This window comes from Paraburkholderia sp. HD33-4, assembly GCF_021390635.1.
In the GTDB taxonomy this organism is placed as follows: domain Bacteria; phylum Pseudomonadota; class Gammaproteobacteria; order Burkholderiales; family Burkholderiaceae; genus Paraburkholderia.
In genome coordinates, this window is sequence record NZ_JAJEJS010000002.1 from 2,535,828 (window position 1) to 2,555,797 (window position 19,970).

The following is a 19,970-nucleotide window of genomic DNA, read 5'->3' on the forward strand; positions in this document are numbered from 1 at the left end:
CACTTTTTAACTTAGTTCAAACCAGGCTTGCCCCTGGTTCGTCAGACGATCTTTTCGTTGGCGGCCTGAGTTGTTTCGCGCGCCACGACCGACGCCGTATCGCCGCGCGCGGCTTTGGCGCGCACCGCCGCATCGCGCGCCGCCAGATACGCGAACGCGAGCCCCGGTCCAAGCGTGATGCCGGGCGCCGGGTAGACCCCGCCCATCACCGATTGCATGTCGTTGCCGCACGCGTACAGGCCGCCGATCGGCCGGTCGTCGCGATTCAGCACGCGGGCCTTGTCGTCGCTGACGAGGCCGGTCGCGGCGCCGATATCACCCGGGTACAGTCGCACCGCGTAAAACGGCGCGCGCCCGATCGGACCAAGGCAGGGATTCGGGCCCGGCCAGTTGGCGTCGCCGTTGGCGCGCTGATAGTCGGTCGTGCCGCGCTGGAACTCCGGATCGACGCCGGTTTTCGCGTAGTCGTTGATCCGCGCGACGCTGTCGGCGAGACCGGCCGCGTCGATGCCGAGCCTGGCCGCGAGTTCGCCGAGCGTCGCGGCTTGCGTCAGATAGCCGTCCGCGAGAAACGGCGCGAGGCCCTTGCCGCCCGGCCGTACCATGCCGAGCCCGTATTTGCGCAGGCCATCCGCGTCGGTGACCAGAAACGCGGGCACCGACGGCGTCGTGCGATGCGCGTCCTGCATCGCGATACCGAACAGGTGGTATGAGGTGTTTTCGTTCAGAAAGCGCCGTCCCTTCTGATTGACGACGATCATGCCGGGCTTGCCGCGATCCATGATGAAGTGCGGGAACACCGCGGTCGTACCGTCCGCGCGCTGACGTATCGACACCGGCGCCCAGAACGCGTTGCTGAGCGCGCCCTCGCCGTATCGCGCGCCCGCCATGAGCGCGAGATCCTGCGCGCTGCCGGTATGGCCCGGCGCGCCCGGGCACCACGCGAGCTCCGCGCCCGGCAGCATCGCGCGCCGCCGTTGCGGATGACGGTTGAAACCGCCGCTCGCGAGAATCACGCCGCCTGTGACCGAGATTTGCCGACGCTGCCCGTTATGGCTCAGCGTGATGCCGTCGATCGCGCCGCTCGCGTTGGTGCGCAACGCTTCGAGCTTCGTGCTCACGAGCACCGTGACGTCGCGCTCGAGCAACGAAGAGAGCAGCCGGCCTATCAATGCATTGCCCATCACGAGACGCGTGCCGCGCGGCCAGCTGAGGCGGTCGCGCGCATGCCGCGCGAGCAATTTCACCGCATGACGCAAGGACTTGAACGACTTCGTCATATTCAGCAGATGCCCGACGTCGTCGCGATCGACCATCATGCCGCCGAGCACCGTGAACTCCGGAATCGGCGGACGGATCAGCGCGAAGTGACGGCCGAGCTGGCGGCCGTCGAAGGCGAGCGGTTCGAGCGCGCGGCCGCGCAGCGTCGAGCCTTCGAGCTCCGACAGATAGTCCGGATGAAACGGCCGCGCCCGATACTTGACGTGCGAATTCGCCTCGATCTGCGCGACCGCCCGCGGCCCCGCCTGCAGGAACGCGCGACGCAACGCCTCGCTGCTGCGCTCGCCGACCGCGCGGCGCAAAAAGCCCTCGACGTTGGCGCTGCTGTCGTCGGGATTGATTGACGGGCCGTGCGGCGAGTTTGGTATCCATGTGGTGCCGGCCGAGTAGGCGGTCGTGCCGCCCACGTATTCGGTGCTTTCGACCAGCAGCACGCGCGCGCCGTCAATCGCGGCGAACAGCGCCGCCGACATGCCCGCCCCGCCCGCGCCGATCACCACGACGTCGAACCTTTCGTCCTCCTTCAAACCGCTCAGTGTCTCCACCATCTGCTGCTCCTTGTGTGCTCGTGCGTTGCGTCCGGCTGCCATGGCAATTCCGGATTTTTCGCAGGATCTAGAATTTGCTTTGTTATTGGAATACTATTCCAGTATTGAGAAAAAGCAAAGCTTTCTGAACACACTCGACAACAGGCAACACCTCACGCCCCGCATCGGGCACGATGCAAACGGGCATCTACTTCAGGAGATTCGACTATGCAGCAGGCTGACACCTCTTCGTTCGCGGCGTCGCTCGACGCGGGTCTGAGCGGCGCGACGCGCGTGTATTTCATCGTCGGCGATCCGATTGCGCAGGTGCGCTCGCCGTCGGGCGTGACCGCCGCGTTGCGCGCGGCCGGCCGCGATGCGCTGGTGGTGCCCGCGCACGTCGCGCCCGCCGATCTGCCGGCGTTTTTCGCGGGCATCGCGCCGATGCGCAACGTCGACGGCGTGATCATTACCGTGCCGCACAAATTCAGCGCCGCGAGCTATTGCGCGACGCTTGCCGAAGAAGCCGCGTTCCTCGGCGCGGTCAACACGCTGCGCCGCAATGCCGACGGCAGCTGGCACGGCGGTATGTTCGACGGCACCGGCTTCGTCGCGGCGCTCGTCGCCGCGGGCTGTGAGCTACAGGGCAAACGCGCGCTGCTGGTCGGCGCGGGCGGCGCGGGCTCGGCGATCGGCCATGCGTTGATGCAGCGCGGCGTCGGCTCGCTCGACGTGCGCGACAACGACATCGAACGCACCGGCTCGCTGACCGCACGGCTCAACGCGCTCGGCCGAGGCACGGCACGCGGCGCGGCGGGCGAACCGGACCTGACTCGGTACGACGTGGTCGTCAACGCGTCGCCGCTCGGCATGCGCGCGGGCGATCCGTTGCCGATCGACGTCGCACGCCTGGCGGCCACGACATTCGTCGGCGACGTCGTAACCAAACCACCGCTTACGCCGCTGATCGAAGCGGCACGCGCGCGCGGTTGCCCGACCGTGACGGGCACGCAGATGTTCGAACGCGTGTGCGACCGAATGGTGGAGTTTTTGCTGGAGACGTCGGTCCTGGCGTAACGGCTCGAAAGAAGCGGGCGCGCGCTGCTACACTGGCGCGAAATTGCCGTGCTGAAAACCCCGCACGGCATACATGAGATGCGGCGCGACCCTGCGCCGCGTTCACAACACCCGTTGCGCGCCAACCCATGCTTCGATTCGACAACCTCAGCAAGCGCTATAGCGACCGCGTCCTGTTCGAAGGACTGCACTTCGACGCGACGTCAGGATGCGTCGCGTTAAACGATGAATCCGGCAGCGGCAAATCGACGTTGCTCGCCATCCTCGCCGGCGCGCTCGAAGCCGATACCGGCGACGTATGGCTCGGCGGCCATTCGCTGCGCGCCGCGCCGCAGGCCGCTCGTGCGTTGCTCACGTACGTGCCCGAAGACAGCATGAATTGGCCCGATCAAACCGGCCGCGACTATCTGTGCGAAGTCGCCTCGGCGCGGCACACCGCGCTCACCGACGACGTGCTCGCGCTCGCCGAACGCTTCGGCCTCGCGCCGCATCTGGACAAACGCTTCGAGCAGATGTCGTATGGCAGCCGCAAAAAGGTGTTTCTGACGGCGTCCGCGCTCGGCGAAACCCGCGTGCTGATCGCCGACGAACCAGCCGGCGGACTCGACGCGTCGGCGCGCGCGGTGCTCGCCGAGCTGTTCAGAACGCTCGGCACGACGCGCACGGTGTTTTTCTCGAGTTACGACGAAGGGTTCACGCAAGCCTGCGAGGCGACGAGCGTCAGTTTCGCGGACCTCGCGAGGCGCGCTTGAGTTGAGTTGGAACCACGGTGCGGGCCATGCAAAACGCTTTGCAAGTCGCTGCTCGCGCAGCGATCACCCGCGCATCATCGCTGCTCAGATCGCCACGCAAATCTTGCCGAAGTGCGCGCCCGATGCCTCGTGCCGGAACGCGTCGGCGAGCTTGTCCAGCTCGAACGTGCTGTCGATCACCGGCTTGATGCCGGTCGTCTCCAGCGCGCGCATCATATCGATCTGATCCTGCCGGCTGCCGACGATCAGCCCTTGCAGACGCTGTTGCCGCGCCATCAGATGCCCGGTCGGCACCGGACCCGCGCGGCCGGTCAGCACACCGATCAGCGCGATATGCCCGCCGATGCGGCAGGCGATGATCGACTGCGGCAGCGTGCCGGGACCACCCACCTCGATCACGTGATCGACGCCGCGCCCGTTGGTCAGGTGACGCACCTCTTTGCCCCACTCGGGATTGTCGCGATAGTTGATCGTATGGTCGGCGCCGAGTTCGCGCAGCTTCGCAAGCTTCGCATTCGACGACGACGTCGCGATCACCGACGCTCCCATCGCCTTCGCCATCTGCAACGCGAAGATCGACACACCGCCGGTGCCGAGCACGAGTACGCTGCTGCCCGCCTTCAACTGACCATCGACGACCAGCGCGCGCCAGGCGGTCAGCCCCGCCGTGGTCAGCGTCGCCGCCTCGGCGTGGCTGTAGCCGGCCGGCGTGTGCGTGAAGTAGTGGCTCGGCAGCACGACGACTTCGCGCGCGTAACCGTCGACGCCGTCGCCGGGGGTCGTCGAAAAATCGCCGATCACGGGCGAGCCGTTTTCCCAATGCGGGAAGAAGCACGACACGACGTGATCGCCGGCCTTGAATTCGCGCACGCCCGCGCCGACCGCTTCGACGACGCCCGCTCCATCGGCCATCGGAATGCGGCCCGCTTCGGCCGGCAGATTGCCGCAGACGACGCCGTAGTCGTGGTAGTTCAGCGAACTCGCGCGAATCCGCACGCGAATCTGCCCGTCTCCTGGCTGCCCCGGATCGGGAAGATCGACGACCTGCAGGCTATCGACGCTGGAGGGCGAACCGATTCTGACGGCTTTCATGTTTTCGTTCCTTGGTGAGAGGCGCGCAACCGCGCGCCGCGCGAGCGCTGCACTATTTGACGGTCTGGATGACTTCGAAGCCTTCGAATTCCGGGTGGCCGAGATACAGCACGCGGTTTTCGTTGCCGGCACTGCGATGTGCGGCGCGAAACGCGTCGGACTTCGTCCATGCCTCGAACGATGCATGGTCACGCCAGATCGTATGGCTCGAATAGAGCACGTGATCGTCTTTGCGCGGTCCCTTCAGCAAATGGAATTCGACGAAGCCCGGCACCTCTTTCAGATGGGTGTCGCGCGTGGTCCACAGATGTTCGAACGCGTCCTCGGAGCCGGGCGCCACTTTGAAGCGGTTCATCGCGATGTACATGCTGTCAGCCTCGTTGAGTGAGTGATGCTGCCAATGATGGTGGAGCGTTAATCCGGTCGCGTTTCATTATAGGCGTGCATTTCCATACCCTCGCTTGACCTTCCCACGGTAGGAAGCTCCACGATGTCCGACGTGACCGCTAGAATCGCGCGGATCGCATCGCCTCTCTCTCTTCGACAACGGAAAACCAAGATGACAAACCTTCGCGCGTTGCGCGCTCTCTGTGTGTTCGGCGGTTTTGCATTCGCGGCGGCGGCTCTGCCCGCTCACGCGCAACATCAGGGCATGCCCGGCATGAACATGCCGGCTTCGGCGCAGACGGATGCGGGCGCATCGACGCAGGCCTTCAAGGCCGCCGACGAGCGCATGATGCATGACATGAGCGCCCCCGAATACACCGGCGACGCCGACCGCGATTTCGTCGCGCACATGATCCCGCATCACCAGGGCGCGATCGAAATGGCACAGGCGGAGTTGAAATACGGCAAGGATCCGGAGATCAAACGGCTCGCGCGCAACATCATCAAGGCGCAGCATGACGAGATCGCGTTCATGCAGCGCTGGCAGGAAAAGCACGGCGGCAAGTAACGCGCCGCCGGCATCACCAGCGTGGCTGCTTGCGCAAAAGCGGCGTCATCGCGATCAGACCGATGATCGGCCCAGGCAGCAGCAGCCATGCGACGCGCACATCGAGCGTGTGAAATACGCTCGTCGACCACAGGATCGAGCAGGCGGACAGGAAAAAGCCGAAGCTGTTCTGCAGCGTCAGCGCGCCGCCGATCTTGTCGGCGGGACAGGCCTTCACTGACAGCGCCGAAAACTGCGGCGAATCGGCGATCACGCTGATGCCCCACACGAGTAGCAGCGCAAGCTGCGCGGCCGTGCCGAACCCCGTGGTCAGCGGATAAATCGCGCACAACGTGCCCGATATCGTCAGTGCGAGAGCGGCGGTACGCGCGCTGCCGACCGACTGGCTGAGCTTCCCGCCGAACAGGCAGCCGAGCGCGCCGATCGCGATGATCAGGAACGACCACGACGCGACGCTGCCCGGCGCCGCCGGCGCGCCGCTCGCGAACGCGCGCTGCACGAAGAGCGGTGTCAGCGTCCAGAATGCGTACAACTCCCACATGTGACCGAAATAGCCGAGCGCGGCCGAGCGAAACTCGCTGATGCGCACGACCTGCCCGACACCGGCCGACAAACCGAAGCGACGGTTGCCCGCGCGCCGCGCGTGCGGTCCCTCGCCGAGCACGAACACCAGCAGCGCGCCGATCACCGCGAGCCCCGACGAAGTGAGCACCACGGTTTGCCACGGCACGCTCGACAGCAACGCGCGAATCGCATGCACCGACGCCGTGCCGAGCGTCAGCATCGCGACGAGCAACGCGAGCGTCTGCGCGGCGCGGCGCGGGTCCCACGTGACGAGCAGCTTCATGCCGAGCGGATAGATGCCGGCGAGCGCGACGCCTACGCCGAAGCGAAACACGAGGGCCGACGCGAGCCCGCTGCTGCACAGCGCGAACAGCGCGTTCAAGGCCGCGCCGAGCACGCCGCAGACGGCGAACACCTTGCTCGCCGACACACGATCCGCAAGTCCGGTGGTCGCCGACAGCAAGGTCCCGACGATAAAGCCGGCCTGCACCGCGTTCGTCAGCCAGCCGATACCGGACGCGCTCAGTTGCCACGCGATCTGCAGATCGCGCATCGCGCCGTTCGCGCTGAACCACAACGATGTACCGAGCAATTGCGCAATCGCGATCACGAGCACCGCGCGTTTCGCGCGTGCGGCGTCGCGCGCCGCGTCGGCGGAATTCGTCGCGTCGGCGTCCAGCCTGTTCTGCATCGTGCCTCCTCTGCGTCGGGTCTGAGTCGGCCGCTGGGAGTGGTTGTTGGGAGCGGCCCGTTTCGTGCGGCCATTGTAGACGACGCGTCGGTTCGCAGCGGCGAACGCGGCGCATATGCCGCGCCTGGGTCGGGGAGTTAGCGGAACACGAGCCGCGTCCACGTGACGCCGCTATCGCGGTTGGCCTGCTGAACCGATGACGTACGCAATTCGCTCACGAGTCGCAGGCCTTGCTCGCTCGCCAGCCGGATGGTTTCCTCAGGTGTGACGTCGAACATGCGGCGACCGGCGGGAACCGGTCCGTGCCGCAGCGACATGATCAACATGCCGCCGTCGCGCAGCAACGACGCCACGCGCGGCATCGCGCGTTCGCGCTGCCGCGCATCGAGATGCATCCAGACGGCAGTGAGCATGACCACGTCGAAAGCGGTGCGCCTGGCTATCACCAGAGCGAGATCGGGCAGGCTATCGTCGAGCCATTCGATGCGCGCCGACGGATACATCTCGCGCGCCGCGTTGCGCAGCGCGTCGACCGGTTCGACGGCGAGCACCGTATGCCCCAACGCCGCGAGCGCGGCTGCATCGGTACCGATGCCCGCGCCAATATCGACGATGCGCGACGGCGCCTGCGGTATCCAGTCGAGAATAGGCCGATGCCGGTCGGTGAACGACAGCGTGCGCCATCGTTCGATCAGCGCCTCGGCGTGCTCCGCATAGCCTTCCGTGCCGCTGACGTCGGCCGACATCGACGCCGCCTCAGCCCTGCTGCGGCACCCGGACCCACCCCTCCATCAACACGCGCGCGCTGCGGCTCATGATCGCCTTCGTGACGACCCACTCGCCGTCCTTCAGACTCGCCTGCGCGCCGACGCGCAACGTGCCCGACGGATGCCCGAAACGCACCGATTCGCGCTCGCCGCCGCCCGCCGCCTGATTGACGAGCGTGCCCGCGATCGCCGCCGCGGTGCCGATCGCGACCGCCGCGGTGCCCATCATCGCGTGATGCAGCTTGCCCATCGACATCGCGCGCACCAGCAGATCGACGTCGCCCGCACGCACCGGCTTACCGCTCGACGCCACGTAATCGACCGGCTTCGCGACGAACGCGACCTTCGGCGTGTGCTGGCGCGTCGCGATCTCGTCCAGATGTTTGATCAGCCCCATGCGCAGCGCACCGTGCGCGCGAATCGTCTCGAACATCGCGAGCGCCTTCGCGTCGCTATTGATCGCGTCCTGCAACTCGGTACCCTTGTAGCCGATCGCTTCGGCGTCGACGAAGATCGTCGGAATGCCCGCGTTGATCATCGTCGCCTTCAACGTGCCGACGCCGGGCACTTCCAGGTCGTCGACGAGGTTGCCGGTCGGGAACATCGCGCCGCCCGCGCCTTCTTCGTCGGCGGCCGGGTCCATGAATTCGAGCGGCACTTCGGCGGCCGGGAAGGTCACGCCGTCGAGCTCGAAGTCGCCAGTCTCCTGCACCGCGCCATCGGTCATCGGTACGTGCGCGATGATCGTCTTGCCGATGTTGGCCTGCCAGATCCGCACGATCGCGACGCCGTCACGCGGCACGCGGCTCGCGTCGACGAGGCCCGCGCTGATCGCGAACGGTCCGACCGCGGCCGACAGGTTGCCGCAATTGCCGCTCCAGTCTACGAACGCGTTGTCGATCGACACCTGACCGAACAGATAGTCGACGTCGTGATCGGCCCGGCTACTGCGCGAAATGATCACGGTTTTGCTGGTGCTCGATGTCGCGCCGCCCATGCCGTCGATCTGCTTGCCGTACGGGTCGGGGCTGCCGATCACGCGCATCAGCAGCGCGTCGCGCGCGGCGCCCGGTCGTTGCGCGGCCTCGGGCAGATCCTGCAGACGGAAAAACACGCCCTTGCTGGTGCCGCCGCGCATGTAGGTGGCCGCAATCCTGATCTGGGGTAAGTGCATGAAAGTGTCCTGAGGTGACCTGTTCTTTGGATGAAGGGCGATGCGGCGTATCAAGCCGCATCGCCCTGTGCTGTGACGTTCAGTACAAAACGCGCTTCAAGCCATCAAGCCGCGGCTCTGGTCGACTCGAGAAAGTCCTGCGCGAAACGCTGCAGCACGCCGCCGGCTTCGTAGATCGACACTTCTTCGGCCGTATCGAGCCGGCACGTCACCGGCACTTCGACGCGCTCGCCGTTGCGACGATGAATCACCAGCGTCAGATCGGCGCGCGGCTTGCGCTCGCCGATCACGTCGAAGGTCTCGGTGCCGTCGATGCCGAGCGTCAGGCGATTCACACCGGGCTTGAATTCGAGCGGCAACACGCCCATGCCGACGAGGTTCGTGCGGTGAATCCGCTCGAAGCCTTCCGCGACGATCGCCTCGGTACCCGCCAGCCGCACGCCCTTCGCGGCCCAGTCGCGCGACGACCCCTGGCCATAGTCGGCACCCGCGATCACGATCAGCGGCTGTTTGCGCTCCATGTACGTCTCGATCGCCTCCCACATGCGCGTGACCTTGCCCTCGGGCTCGATGCGCGCGAGCGAACCGGCCTTCACCTGGCCGTCCACGATCACCATCTCGTTCTTCAGCGTCGGGTTCGCGAAGGTCGCGCGCTGCGCGGTCAGGTGATCGCCCCGGTGCGTCGCGTACGAGTTGAAGTCCTCTTCGGGCAGGCCCATTTTCGTCAGGTATTCGCCGGCCGCGCTGTCCGGCAGAATCGCGTTCGACGGCGACAGGTGGTCAGTCGTAATGTTGTCGCCGAGCACGGCCAGCGCTCGCATGCCCTTCAGCGTGCGTTCTCCGGCGAGCGCGCCTTCCCAATACGGCGGACGGCGGATATAGGTGCTCTGCTCGCGCCAGTCGTACAACGGGTCAGCCTTCGGGCCGGTATCGGCGGAGAGCGCGAACATCGGCTCATAGACCTTGCGGAACTGCTCCGGTTTTACGCTCGCGGCAACGATCGCATCGATCTCCGCATCCGACGGCCACAGGTCCTTCAGCGTGACCGCATGACCGTCGGCATCGACGCCGAGCACGTCCTTCTCGATGTCGAAGCGGATCGTTCCTGCGATCGCATACGCGACGACGAGCGGCGGCGACGCGAGAAACGCCTGCTTCGCGTACGGATGGATGCGGCCGTCGAAGTTGCGGTTGCCCGACAGCACGGCGGTCGCATACAGATCGCGCTCGATCACTTCCTTCTGGATCACCGGGTCCAACGCCCCGGACATGCCGTTGCACGACGTGCACGCGTACGCGACCACGCCGAAACCGAGCTGTTCGAGTTCAGGCAGCAGCCCCGCCTCTTCCAGATACAGCGTGACGGCCTTCGAGCCCGGTGCGAGCGAGCTCTTGACCCACGGCTTGCGCACGAGTCCGCGCCGGTTCGCATTGCGCGCAACGAGGCCCGCCGCGATCATGTTGCGCGGATTGTTGGTGTTGGTGCAGCTCGTGATAGCGGCGATGATCACCGCGCCGTCCGGCATCAGACCGGGCTCGTTCTCGACCTTGCCGCTAACGCCACGCGCGGCCAGCTCCGACACCGGCAAGCGGCGATGCGGATTCGACGGTCCCGCGAGCGTGCGCACCACGCTCGACAGATCGAACTTCAGCACCCGCTCGTACTCGGCATGCTCGAGCGTATCGGCCCACAAGCCGGTGTGCTTCGCATACGTTTCGACGAGGTTGACGAGTTCGTCGTCGCGGCCCGTCAGCTTCAGATAGCGGATCGTCTGCTCGTCGATGTAGAACATCGCGGCGGTCGCGCCGAACTCGGGCGCCATGTTCGCGATCGTCGCGCGATCGCCCAACGTCAGGTTCGCCGCGCCCTCGCCATAGAATTCGAGGTACGCGCCGACCACCTTCTGCTTGCGCAGGAATTCGGTCAACGACAGCACCACGTCGGTCGCGGTAATACCCTCGCCCGGCTTGCCGGAGAGCTCCACGCCGACGATATCCGGCAAGCGCATGTACGACGCGCGGCCGAGCATCACGCTTTCCGCTTCGAGGCCGCCGACGCCGATCGCGATCACGCCGAGCGCATCGACCATCGGCGTATGCGAGTCGGTGCCGACCAGCGTGTCGGGAAACGCCACGCCGTCCTTCACCTGCACGACCGGGCTCATGCGCTCGAGGTTGATCTGATGCAGGATGCCGTTGCCCGGCGGAATCACGTCGACGTTGCGAAACGCGCGCTTGGTCCAGTTGATGAAATCGAAGCGGTCTTCGTTACGACGATCTTCGATCGCGCGATTCTTCGCGAACGCGTCCGGATCGAAACCGCCGCACTCCACGGCCAGCGAATGATCGACGACGAGCTGCGTCGGCACCACCGGATTCACGAGCGCCGGATCGCCGCCTTGCGCGGCGATCGCATCGCGCAGACCCGCCAGATCGACGAGCGCGGTCTGACCGAGAATGTCGTGGCACACGACGCGCGCCGGGAACCACGGAAAATCGAGCTCGCGTTTGCGCTCGATGATCTGTTTCAGCGAAGCGCTCAGCGTCACCGGATCGCAGCGGCGCACCAGGTTTTCGGCGAGCACGCGCGACGTATACGGCAGCTTGTCGTAGGCGCCGGGTTCGATCGCGTCGACCGCGGCACGCGTATCGAAGAAGTCGAGTTCGGTGCCCGGAAGGCGTTTGCGGTTGGCAGTATTCATGACGTAGGGACAGGACGGTTATCAGCCGCCGGACGGGAGACCGGCGGCGTCCGGCGGCGCTTCGCTCGCGCGGCCGGACGGACAGTGCAAGTAGTTTAGCTCGCTGCTGACGGGTTGCTGAATTGCGATCGTTCGATGCTCGCAGCGGAGCGGCCGCGCGATGCGCGCCGCTCCAGGCTCACCTCAAACGCGCTTCGCCAGCGGTACGAACGGCAGATCGTCCGGACCGGTGTAATTCGCGCTCGGGCGGATGATCTTGTTGTCGACGCGCTGCTCGATGATGTGCGCGCTCCATCCCGCCGTGCGCGAGATCACGAACAGCGGCGTGAACATCGCGGTCGGCACGCCCATCATGTGATACGACACCGCGCTGAACCAGTCGAGGTTCGGAAACATCTTCTTCGCGTCCGCCATCACCGATTCGAGGCGCTCGGCGATCGAGAACAGCTTCATGTTGCCGGCGTCTTTCGACAGGTTTTTCGCGACTTCCTTGATGACCTTGTTGCGCGGGTCGGAAATCGTGTACACCGGATGGCCGAAGCCGATCACGACTTCCTTGTTCTCGACGCGGCGGCGGATGTCGGCTTCCGCTTCATCGGGCGTCTGGTAGCGCGACTGGATTTCGAATGCGACTTCGTTGGCGCCGCCGTGTTTCGGGCCGCGCAGCGCGCCGATCGCGCCGGTGATCGCCGAGTAGATGTCCGAGCCCGTGCCCGCGATCACGCGTCCCGTGAACGTCGACGCGTTGAACTCGTGCTCCGCGTACAGGTTCAGCGACACGTGCATCGCGTCGACCCACGCTTTCGACGGCTCGACGCCATGCAGCAGATGCAGGAAGTGGCCGCCGATCGAATCGTCGTCGGTTTCGACCTCGATGCGCTTGCCGTTGTGCGAGTAGTGATACCAGTACAGCAGCATCGAGCCGAGCGAGGCCATCAGCTTGTCGGCGATATCGCGCGCGCCGGGCAGGTTGTGATCGTCCTTCTCGGGCAGCACGGTGCCGAGCACCGACACGCCGGTGCGCATCACGTCCATCGGATGCGCGGCGGCGGGAATCCATTCGAGCGCGGCCTTCACGTTGGCGGGCAGGCCGCGCATCGACTTCAGCTTCGTTTTGTAGGCGCTCAGTTCAGCCTGGGTCGGCAGCTTGCCGTGAACCAGCAGATAAGCGATTTCTTCGAATTCGCACGCGCCGGCGAGGTCGAGAATGTCGTAGCCGCGATAGTGCAGATCGTTGCCGGTCTTGCCGACCGTGCACAGCGCGGTGTTGCCCGCGGTCACGCCGGACAGCGCAACGGATTTTTTCGGCTTGAAAGCGCCTGCGTTCGGCGTGCTGTTGTCTGCTTCGCTCATGGAGTGTCTCCGGAAACGGTTGGAATTTGGATCATTGCTTCGACTGGGCTGCCTTGTATGCAAAGAACGGGCCAGCCCGCGCGCCGCCGGCTAAGTGCCTGATTTGGCGGTGGTCTCGCGAAACGATTCAAGCGGCCCGCTTCACGCCACATTTCATTAATGAAACTGCGGATTTCAAATTGGCAATGAATGCTCGCATAATGGAGATTCCGGACCAACCCGCCTCGAGCCACCCACCTTGAGCACGCCTCTTTACGAACCGCCGCAGCGTCCGCGCGTCTGGGCGCTCAGCATCAGCCGCCTGCGCGATCTGTTCTTCGATATCGCCGGCGAATACGTGGACCGCGCGGATGTTCGCATCGTGTCGCACGCCTTCGAAGACGCGGTGCGCGAAATCGAAGGCGCAGGCGCCGCGCGTCCCGACGTCGTGCTCGCGGGCGGCTCGAATGGCGCGTATCTGAAGACGCGCGTGTCGGTGCCGGTCGTGCGCATCAGCCCGACCGGCTACGACGTGATGCATGCGCTCGCCCGCGCGCGTCGCGAAGGCGCGCGCGTTGCGCTGGTCACGCACGGCGACACGCCCGACGAAGTGCGCCGCTTCGCCGCCGCGTACGCGCTCGACGTCACGTTCGCGTCGTATCAGTCCGCGCAGGACGCCGAGAGCGTCGTGCTCGATCTCAGCGATCGCGGCATCGACGTCGTGGTCGGCCCAGGCATGGTGACCGATCTCGCCGCCAACGCGGGGATGGGCGCGGTGTTTCTGTACTCGCGCGCGTCGGTGCGCGCCGGCTTCGACACCGCGCTCGAAGTCGCGCAGGCGACGCGCCGCGAAACCGTGCGACGTCAGCGGCTCGACACGCTGCTGCAGCATCTGCGCGACGGCGTGGTCGCGCTCGATGCGCAAGGCCGCGTCGAACTGATGAACCAGCGGCTCGCGAGCGTGCTCGGCATCGATGCCGCGAAGGCCGTCGGCCGCGCGCTGCTCGAACTTGCGCCCGACCTGGCGGGCAGTCTGCCGGACGCGGAGGGCGACAGCTTCTGCACGGTGCGCGGCGCGAGCTATGTCGTGCATCGCGGGCCGCTCGCGAGCAGCGGTGCGGCGCCGGGCATCGTGCTGACGTTTCAGGAATCGCGCGCGGTCGAGCGGCTCGATCGCACGCTGCGCGCGCGTCAACGGGTGCAGCAGTTCACCGCACGCTACCGGCTCGACGATATCGTCGGCGCGTCGGAATCGATCGAACGGGTGCGCGCGCTCGTCGCGCGTTATGCGAGGTCGGACGCGACCGTGCTGATTCTCGGCGAGAGCGGCACCGGCAAGGAGATGGTCGCGCAGAGCATGCATCAGCTGAGCGCGCGGCGCGACTTCGCGTTCGTCGCGATCAATTGCGGCGCGTTTCCGGAGGCGCTGCTCGAAAGCGAGCTGTTCGGTTACGAAGAAGGCGCGTTCACCGGCGCGCGCAAGGGCGGCAAGGCGGGGCTGATCGAGGTCGCGCATCGCGGCACGCTGTTTCTCGACGAGATCGGCGAGATGCCGCTGCCGTTGCAGAGCCGCCTGTTACGCGTGTTGCAGGAGCGCGAGGTGGTGCGGCTCGGATCGACGGAGCCGATGCGCGTCGATATCCGCGTCGTCGCGGCGACGCATCGCGCGCTGACCGACGCCGTCGCGGCCGGCGGTTTCCGCGCCGATCTGTACTACCGGCTCAACATCCTCAGCATCGCGCTGCCGCCGCTGCGCGAACGGCCAAACGACCTGCTGCCGCTCGCCGCCGAACTATTGCGCCAGGCGGCCGCGCGCGAGCCGAGGCTGGCGGCGCGGGTGCCCGACGCGCAGACCGCCGCGCGCATGCTCGATGGTTTGGGCGCGGCGTTGCGGCGCTATGCGTGGCCCGGCAATGTGCGCGAGTTGCAGAACGTGATCGAGCGGATCGTGGTTGAACTCGCGGATAGCGATGCGGATACGGATGCAAGCGCGGCGCTCGTCACGCGCGACATGCTGCGCGCGATCGCGCCGGAAATCGTCGAGCCCGTCGCGCGCGCGAAGCCGGCCGCGCTGACGCTGCGCGAGCGCAGCCGTCATGTCGAGGCCGACGAAATCCGCGCGGTGCTCGCGGCTCACGAAGGCGATCGCGATGCCGCTTGCGCCGCGTTGGGCATCAGCAAGACGACGTTGTGGCGCAAGCTGAATGCAGGACGGTAGACCACCGAATCCCCAACCCCAATCCCCAGGAGGACGGTCCGCACACCGGCGACCTCGGCGGCAAGGCAAGCACGAGCGAAGTCGGCAACGCGATTGCGGCGAAACTGGCGTGAGCTGAACGACGCGCCGGGCGGCAATGGCCTTTGCACGCACATATCGGAAGAACATTTACTATCTTTTCCGCAAGGCGCTGAGCACAACAATGTCTTACGAAAAGATTATCAATGCCATTCACCAAGGATGCCGCTATGAGCCGAGAAGCCTATCCGATCGAAGTCGAATTCCCCGATATCGCGCAGCATGAGCAATCGTCATCGGGCATTGCATACGTCCACACGTTCGATTCGGGTGTGCCCGGCCCGCACGTGATGATCAACGCGCTCACGCACGGCAACGAAGTGTGCGGCGCGATCGTCGTCGACGAACTGCTGCGCCACGCGCTGCGGCCGCGGCGCGGGCAGCTCACGCTGTCGTTCGCGAACGTCGCCGCGTACCGGCGCTTCGATCCCGCGAATCCGGATGCCGCGCGCTTCGTCGATCAGGACTTCAACCGCGTGTGGACCGCGGCGGTGCTCGACGACACGTCGCGCACGTCGAGCGAACTGAAGCGCGCGCGTGCGATGCGCCCTGTCATCGACACGGTCGACGCGCTGCTCGACCTGCATTCGATGCACGAGCGCTGCAAGCCGCTGATCGTCGCGGGACCGCTGGAAAAAGGCATCGACCTCGCGGTGCGGCTCGGCACGCCCGCCACGGTGATCTGCGACGAAGGGCATCCCGAAGGCCGCCGCATGCGCGACTACGAAGGGTTCGGCGATGCCGCGAGCCCGAAGAACGCGCTGCTGATCGAATGCGGCCAGCATTGGGAGCGCAGTGCGGTGGCGGTCGCGCGCGATACGACCGCGCGCTTCCTGCTGCTGGCCGGCGTGATCGACGAGACGGATCTGCCGCCGGGGTGGCTCGCGCCGTTGCCGCCCGAGCAGAACATCGTGCGGGTGACGCAGCCGGTCGTCGCGACCAGCATGGACTTCAGCTTCGCCGCGGCGTACACCGGCCTCGAGGTTTTCGCCGAGGCGGGCGCCGTGATCGGCTGGTCGAACGGCGAAGCGGTACGCACGCCCTACGACAACTGCATGCTGGTGATGCCGTCGCTGCGCCAGTTGCGCCCCGGTGTCACGGTCGTGCGGCTGGGGCGAATCGAGCGGACGGTGGCCAATCCTGGCGTGACGGGTTGACGGTTCGCAACGATTTGCCGTTTGCCGTTAGATTCGGCGCGTCGACCTCGGCGCGCCCACCACCGCGTAGCTCGGGTATTCCCCCGTTGACCCGTTCGCCTTCGTTCCTTACAGTGGCGCGCGTTCGTGTAAAGAATCACCGTTCTATATACGAACAAATCCGTTCCCCCGACGCGGCTCCGTCAAGCCGATCCGTCCGGGTATGATTCATTGCCGAAGCACGGCCAGTTGGCCCCGCGCAGGCATCGTGCGCCGTTGCCAGACGGCGTACAGTCTTAAAGAAGAATAGCTCGCCGTGTCGGGCCTTTCGCTGTCAGGAGACCATCATGAACCGCAGCCCCGCTGTGAACGTTCAAACTTTCATCAACGAGCATCCGTTTTCGCCGTTCCAGTGGCTGATTTTTTTCATGTGCTTCGTCATCGTCCTGCTGGACGGTTTCGACACTGCTGCGATTGGCTTCATCGCGCCTTCGCTGATCACCGAATGGGGTATCGACAAGCCCGCGCTCGCGCCGGTGCTGAGCGCCGCGCTGTTTGGCCTTGCTTGCGGCGCGCTCGGCTCGGGTCCGCTGTCCGACCGCCTCGGACGTCGCTCGATGCTGGTCGGCTCGGTGCTGCTGTTCGGCCTCGCCTGCCTCGCGTCGGCGTTCTCGACCGGCATCGACCAGTTGACCATCCTGCGCTTCATCACCGGCGTCGGCCTCGGCGCCGCCATGCCGAACGCGGTCACGATGATGGGCGAGTACTGCCCGGACAACCGCCGCGCCACGGTGATCAACCTGATGTTCTGCGGCTTCCCGCTCGGCGCCGCGTTCGGCGGTTTCCTCGCCGCATGGATGATTCCGCACGTGGGTTGGCGCAGTGTGCTGATCCTCGGCGGCGTCACGCCGCTGGTGCTGTTGGTGTTGTTGGCCACCAAAATGCCGGAGTCGGTCCGCTACATGGTCGCGAACAACAAGCCGGCCGAGCGGATTCGCGCCGCCCTCGCGCGCATTTCCGGCGACGCGGTGCAGGCCGCCGGTTTCACGATGACCGAAACCGCGCCGCAAACCGGCGGCAAGGGTCTCGGCGTCGTGCTGTCGCGCTCGTACATCGTCGGTTCGGTGATGCTGTGGCTCGCGTACTTCATGGGCCTCGTGATCTTCTACGCATCGATCAACTGGATGCCGATCCTGCTGAAGGACGCCGGTCTCACGCCGCAACGCGCGACGCTGATCTCCGCGCTGTTCCCGCTCGGCGGCGTCGGCGCGGTGCTGGCCGGCGTGCTGATGGACCGCTTCAACGCGAACCGCGTCATCGCGGCCTGCTATGCACTGACCGCCGTCAGCGTGTACTTCATTGGCCAGGCGGCCGGCAACGTCGGCGCGCTCGTGGCGATCGTGTTCATCGCCGGCGTGCTGATGAACACCGCGCAATCGTCGATGCCGGCGCTCGCCGCCGCGTTCTACCCGACCGTGGGCCGCGGCTCGGGCGTCGCGTGGATGCTCGGCGTCGGCCGCTTCGGCGGCATCGCGGGCTCGTTCCTCGTGGCCGAGTTGACGCGCCGTCACTTCTCGTTCGCCGGTATCTTCGCGACGATCGCGGTGGCGGGTCTGCTGTCGTGCGTCGCGCTGCTGATCAAGCAGGCGGCCCGGCCGCAAGCGGCGGAAGCCGGTGCGTCGAAGACGGAGTCGTTCGGACATTGAGCGTGCAATGAGATGTGCCCGCTAGCGAACCGGTAACGGTTCGAGCAACTACCGACCCGAAAAGCCGCCCTGCGATTCGCAGGGCGGCTTTTTTGTTTGGCTGAACGCGTGGAATCTCGCGCTTACCTGAACGCGAGTCGTACAGCGCGACACCATGTAGAACACATGTTTGGCACGGCCCGACTTTCATTCGAATTTCGTCGGCCATACAACGACATTTCGCCAATCCACATCCCCCCGATCACGCTGAAACCCGCGCCAGACAAGCTTGCCGCAATCTGGCATGGACCCTGCGTTAAGCAGCGTCCAGCCGTAGCACGAACCGCGCATCAATCGAACTCGGATGTCCCGCGCCGAATGTATGCCTCGGCCGCATGTGTCGCGCGCCGTTTGGGCCGATACGCAATAGACCAGGTCGACCGGAGGACGCTGTGTTCATCCTGCTCATCTATCCATAGCCGTTGTTGAGAAAGGCGCTTGACCGAGATGAAAACAGTTGCCGCGACGTGTATCTCGCGTCCGCCGTCGACATCGATGAGCTCGAACGCCGCATGCACACGATGGAGATTTGACCGCTGAGGTATGCGATCTCGAAGCGGACCGCCGATGGGGTGAGTTGTGGAGACTATCTGGGCGCGGAGACTCCGTTCGTTAATTACCGGGGCGGCCGGGGCGCATGGGAAGCGCCCGGCCCTCAGTTCACTAGCAGAGGTAGCGCAATGAAAGGCTCAGATACTGCCGCACGGTTGCTCCTTGCGGCGCTTACGACCGTGACGCTTGGGACCTTTGGCCGGGTCACTCTGGCGGCCACCACGGGCGACAGTCCGGATGCCGTTCAGGTGGAAGCTGTAGCGACGCGTAATGCTCCAGCAAAACCTGAACAGGAAACGGCTATCACGCATTCACCGCTTACGTTGCTGGTTCAGTCCCCTGGTGGTGGCACGCTCCGGCTCACCTACGTCCACGACGACGGTTGGAAGTTTGACGACCGCGATGCCAGTCTCGAGCGGACCGAAGGACGAGTTACGCCAACGGCGGCGCCACAACAGGAAGACGCTATCGCAATCCGTCCACTAACGGTAATGATCGACGGTCCGACCGGTTATACATACGTCTGGATACGCGACCAAGGCTGGAAGTTCGTCGGCCGTATCGCCGACCAAACAAAATAGCGCCGCGTGAGGCGGAGCCCCTTAGTCGCGCAGAGTCGACGCAACGCCGGATCGTAGCACCGGTAAAGGACAATGCAATGGACAACCACAATAGCGCGCGACTGTTGTCAAGGCGCTGCGCGGTTGTAGTCTTAGTCATGATTGCGGTTGCAAAGCCGACCCATGCCGATGTGAACGCCGAGCATGCTGGTGGGCCACTGACCGATGACGCCATCGTTAGCGCCTGGCGTGTCCTGCGCACCGTCGACTGCGCCCGCTGCCATGGCAAGGATTATGAGGGGTTGGCCGCACCTTCAATCGTCGATTACGCACGCACGCGGAGCCGTGAAATGTTTGTCCGGATGGTCCTTGACGGTGACCTGTCTCGTGGGATGCCCGCGTATCGCGACAACTCCTTGATTGCCGAGCACATTGACGATATTTACCGGTACTTTCTCGGCCGTGCCGACGGCGCCATCCGCACCGATCCGCGGCCGCCGCGGCCTTGAGCGACAGGGATGCCCAGCCCGGGCCTCTGCATTCCTGGTAACAACACGAAACGGCCGTTGTACTCCGAAGATCGGTCATTCAACTTCCTGTCCCGACAGCCCGCAATGGTTCAGTTTGCGTCAGTCCGCTCTTCAAGTTCATAGCCGGAAAGCGGCGAGTGGAATTCCGCTTCCCGGAAGCGACCAGTCCGCAGTGCGTACTCCCGACCTACCTCGGTCGCTCAACGCCCGGAAGGCTCAATGCCTCTTCGTGAGAGT

General features: G+C 65.5%; 16 protein-coding genes. 8 read left to right on the plus strand and 8 right to left on the minus strand.

Annotated features, from left to right (window positions below; translation table 11 throughout):
- Positions 1–41: 41 nt before the first annotated feature.
- Complete coding sequence (locus tag L0U84_RS31420; RefSeq protein WP_233856899.1) at positions 42–1,829, minus strand: FAD-dependent oxidoreductase; 1,788 nt, start codon at positions 1,827–1,829, stop codon at positions 42–44.
- A 207-nt stretch (positions 1,830–2,036) separates the two neighbouring features.
- Between L0U84_RS31420 and L0U84_RS31425 the strand changes: the two genes are divergently transcribed.
- Together L0U84_RS31425 and L0U84_RS31430 are read left to right on the plus strand one after the other, a co-directional pair.
- Positions 2,037–2,885: a shikimate dehydrogenase family protein gene (locus L0U84_RS31425; protein ID WP_233855951.1), complete on the plus strand. Its 849-nt coding sequence runs from the start codon at positions 2,037–2,039 to the stop codon at positions 2,883–2,885.
- A 128-nt stretch (positions 2,886–3,013) separates the two neighbouring features.
- Positions 3,014–3,637: an ABC transporter ATP-binding protein gene (locus L0U84_RS31430; protein ID WP_233855952.1), complete on the plus strand. Its 624-nt coding sequence runs from the start codon at positions 3,014–3,016 to the stop codon at positions 3,635–3,637.
- 84 nt (positions 3,638–3,721) lie between these two features.
- On the opposite strand, the gene L0U84_RS31435 is transcribed toward L0U84_RS31430, so the two are convergent.
- On the minus strand, positions 3,722–4,729 hold the full coding sequence (locus L0U84_RS31435) for a zinc-dependent alcohol dehydrogenase family protein (RefSeq protein WP_233855953.1): 1,008 nt from the start codon (positions 4,727–4,729) through the stop codon (positions 3,722–3,724).
- Between the two features lie 52 nt (positions 4,730–4,781).
- Positions 4,782–5,096, minus strand: coding sequence for an antibiotic biosynthesis monooxygenase family protein (locus tag L0U84_RS31440; protein WP_129961577.1), 315 nt, complete (start codon positions 5,094–5,096; stop codon positions 4,782–4,784).
- A 192-nt stretch (positions 5,097–5,288) separates the two neighbouring features.
- Here L0U84_RS31440 and copM point away from each other — a divergent pair, with 192 nt between their 5' ends.
- Positions 5,289–5,684: a CopM family metallochaperone gene (copM, locus tag L0U84_RS31445; RefSeq protein WP_233855954.1), complete on the plus strand. Its 396-nt coding sequence runs from the start codon at positions 5,289–5,291 to the stop codon at positions 5,682–5,684.
- A 13-nt stretch (positions 5,685–5,697) separates the two neighbouring features.
- On the opposite strand, the gene L0U84_RS31450 is transcribed toward copM, so the two are convergent.
- The 5 genes from L0U84_RS31450 to prpC form a co-directional block, all read right to left on the minus strand.
- Positions 5,698–6,939: an MFS transporter gene (locus tag L0U84_RS31450; RefSeq protein ID WP_233855955.1), complete on the minus strand. Its 1,242-nt coding sequence runs from the start codon at positions 6,937–6,939 to the stop codon at positions 5,698–5,700.
- Between the two features lie 137 nt (positions 6,940–7,076).
- Positions 7,077–7,685, minus strand: coding sequence for a class I SAM-dependent methyltransferase (locus L0U84_RS31455; RefSeq protein ID WP_233855956.1), 609 nt, complete (start codon positions 7,683–7,685; stop codon positions 7,077–7,079).
- 10 nt (positions 7,686–7,695) lie between these two features.
- Positions 7,696–8,880, minus strand: coding sequence for a 2-methylaconitate cis-trans isomerase PrpF (gene prpF / locus L0U84_RS31460; RefSeq protein WP_233855957.1), 1,185 nt, complete (start codon positions 8,878–8,880; stop codon positions 7,696–7,698).
- A gap of 104 nt (positions 8,881–8,984) precedes the next feature.
- The gene (gene acnD / locus L0U84_RS31465) at positions 8,985–11,582 is read right to left on the minus strand and encodes a Fe/S-dependent 2-methylisocitrate dehydratase AcnD (RefSeq protein WP_233855958.1); all 2,598 of its coding nucleotides are present in this window, start codon (positions 11,580–11,582) and stop codon (positions 8,985–8,987) included.
- A 183-nt stretch (positions 11,583–11,765) separates the two neighbouring features.
- On the minus strand, positions 11,766–12,935 hold the full coding sequence (gene prpC, locus L0U84_RS31470) for a bifunctional 2-methylcitrate synthase/citrate synthase (RefSeq protein WP_233855959.1): 1,170 nt from the start codon (positions 12,933–12,935) through the stop codon (positions 11,766–11,768).
- Between the two features lie 238 nt (positions 12,936–13,173).
- Between prpC and prpR the strand changes: the two genes are divergently transcribed.
- The 5 genes from prpR (at position 13,174) to L0U84_RS31500 (ending at position 19,712) form a co-directional block, all read left to right on the plus strand.
- Positions 13,174–15,132, plus strand: coding sequence for a propionate catabolism operon regulatory protein PrpR (gene prpR, locus L0U84_RS31475; RefSeq protein WP_233855960.1), 1,959 nt, complete (start codon positions 13,174–13,176; stop codon positions 15,130–15,132).
- Positions 15,133–15,380: 248 nt separating this feature from the next.
- Positions 15,381–16,367, plus strand: a complete 987-nt coding sequence (locus L0U84_RS31480; protein WP_233855961.1) for a M14 family metallopeptidase — start codon at positions 15,381–15,383, stop codon at positions 16,365–16,367.
- A gap of 326 nt (positions 16,368–16,693) precedes the next feature.
- Positions 16,694–18,052, plus strand: a complete 1,359-nt coding sequence (locus L0U84_RS31485) for an MFS transporter (RefSeq protein WP_233855962.1) — start codon at positions 16,694–16,696, stop codon at positions 18,050–18,052.
- 719 nt (positions 18,053–18,771) lie between these two features.
- On the plus strand, positions 18,772–19,224 hold the full coding sequence (locus L0U84_RS31495; protein ID WP_233855963.1) for a hypothetical protein: 453 nt from the start codon (positions 18,772–18,774) through the stop codon (positions 19,222–19,224).
- 77 nt (positions 19,225–19,301) lie between these two features.
- Positions 19,302–19,712 carry a c-type cytochrome gene (locus tag L0U84_RS31500; RefSeq protein ID WP_233855964.1) on the plus strand — a complete coding sequence of 137 codons (411 nt, stop codon included), beginning with the start codon at positions 19,302–19,304 and terminating at the stop codon, positions 19,710–19,712.
- Positions 19,713–19,970: the final 258 nt, after the last annotated feature.

Bases quoted from the DNA above. Each gene is read 5' to 3' on its own strand.
- L0U84_RS31495 (WP_233855963.1), top strand. From the start codon at position 18,772: ATGAAAGGCTCAGATACTGCCGCACGGTTGCTCCTTGCGGCGCTTACG.
- L0U84_RS31450 (WP_233855955.1), bottom strand. From the start codon at position 6,939: ATGCAGAACAGGCTGGACGCCGACGCGACGAATTCCGCCGACGCGGCG.
- L0U84_RS31500 (WP_233855964.1), top strand. From the start codon at position 19,302: ATGGACAACCACAATAGCGCGCGACTGTTGTCAAGGCGCTGCGCGGTT.
- L0U84_RS31455 (WP_233855956.1), bottom strand. From the start codon at position 7,685: ATGTCGGCCGACGTCAGCGGCACGGAAGGCTATGCGGAGCACGCCGAG.
- L0U84_RS31430 (WP_233855952.1), top strand. From the start codon at position 3,014: ATGCTTCGATTCGACAACCTCAGCAAGCGCTATAGCGACCGCGTCCTG.
- prpF (WP_233855957.1), bottom strand. From the start codon at position 8,880: ATGCACTTACCCCAGATCAGGATTGCGGCCACCTACATGCGCGGCGGC.
- L0U84_RS31420 (WP_233856899.1), bottom strand. From the start codon at position 1,829: ATGGTGGAGACACTGAGCGGTTTGAAGGAGGACGAAAGGTTCGACGTC.
- L0U84_RS31480 (WP_233855961.1), top strand. From the start codon at position 15,381: ATGAGCCGAGAAGCCTATCCGATCGAAGTCGAATTCCCCGATATCGCG.
- prpC (WP_233855959.1), bottom strand. From the start codon at position 12,935: ATGAGCGAAGCAGACAACAGCACGCCGAACGCAGGCGCTTTCAAGCCG.
- L0U84_RS31435 (WP_233855953.1), bottom strand. From the start codon at position 4,729: ATGAAAGCCGTCAGAATCGGTTCGCCCTCCAGCGTCGATAGCCTGCAG.
- L0U84_RS31485 (WP_233855962.1), top strand. From the start codon at position 16,694: ATGAACCGCAGCCCCGCTGTGAACGTTCAAACTTTCATCAACGAGCAT.
- copM (WP_233855954.1), top strand. From the start codon at position 5,289: ATGACAAACCTTCGCGCGTTGCGCGCTCTCTGTGTGTTCGGCGGTTTT.
- acnD (WP_233855958.1), bottom strand. From the start codon at position 11,582: ATGAATACTGCCAACCGCAAACGCCTTCCGGGCACCGAACTCGACTTC.
- L0U84_RS31440 (WP_129961577.1), bottom strand. From the start codon at position 5,096: ATGTACATCGCGATGAACCGCTTCAAAGTGGCGCCCGGCTCCGAGGAC.
- L0U84_RS31425 (WP_233855951.1), top strand. From the start codon at position 2,037: ATGCAGCAGGCTGACACCTCTTCGTTCGCGGCGTCGCTCGACGCGGGT.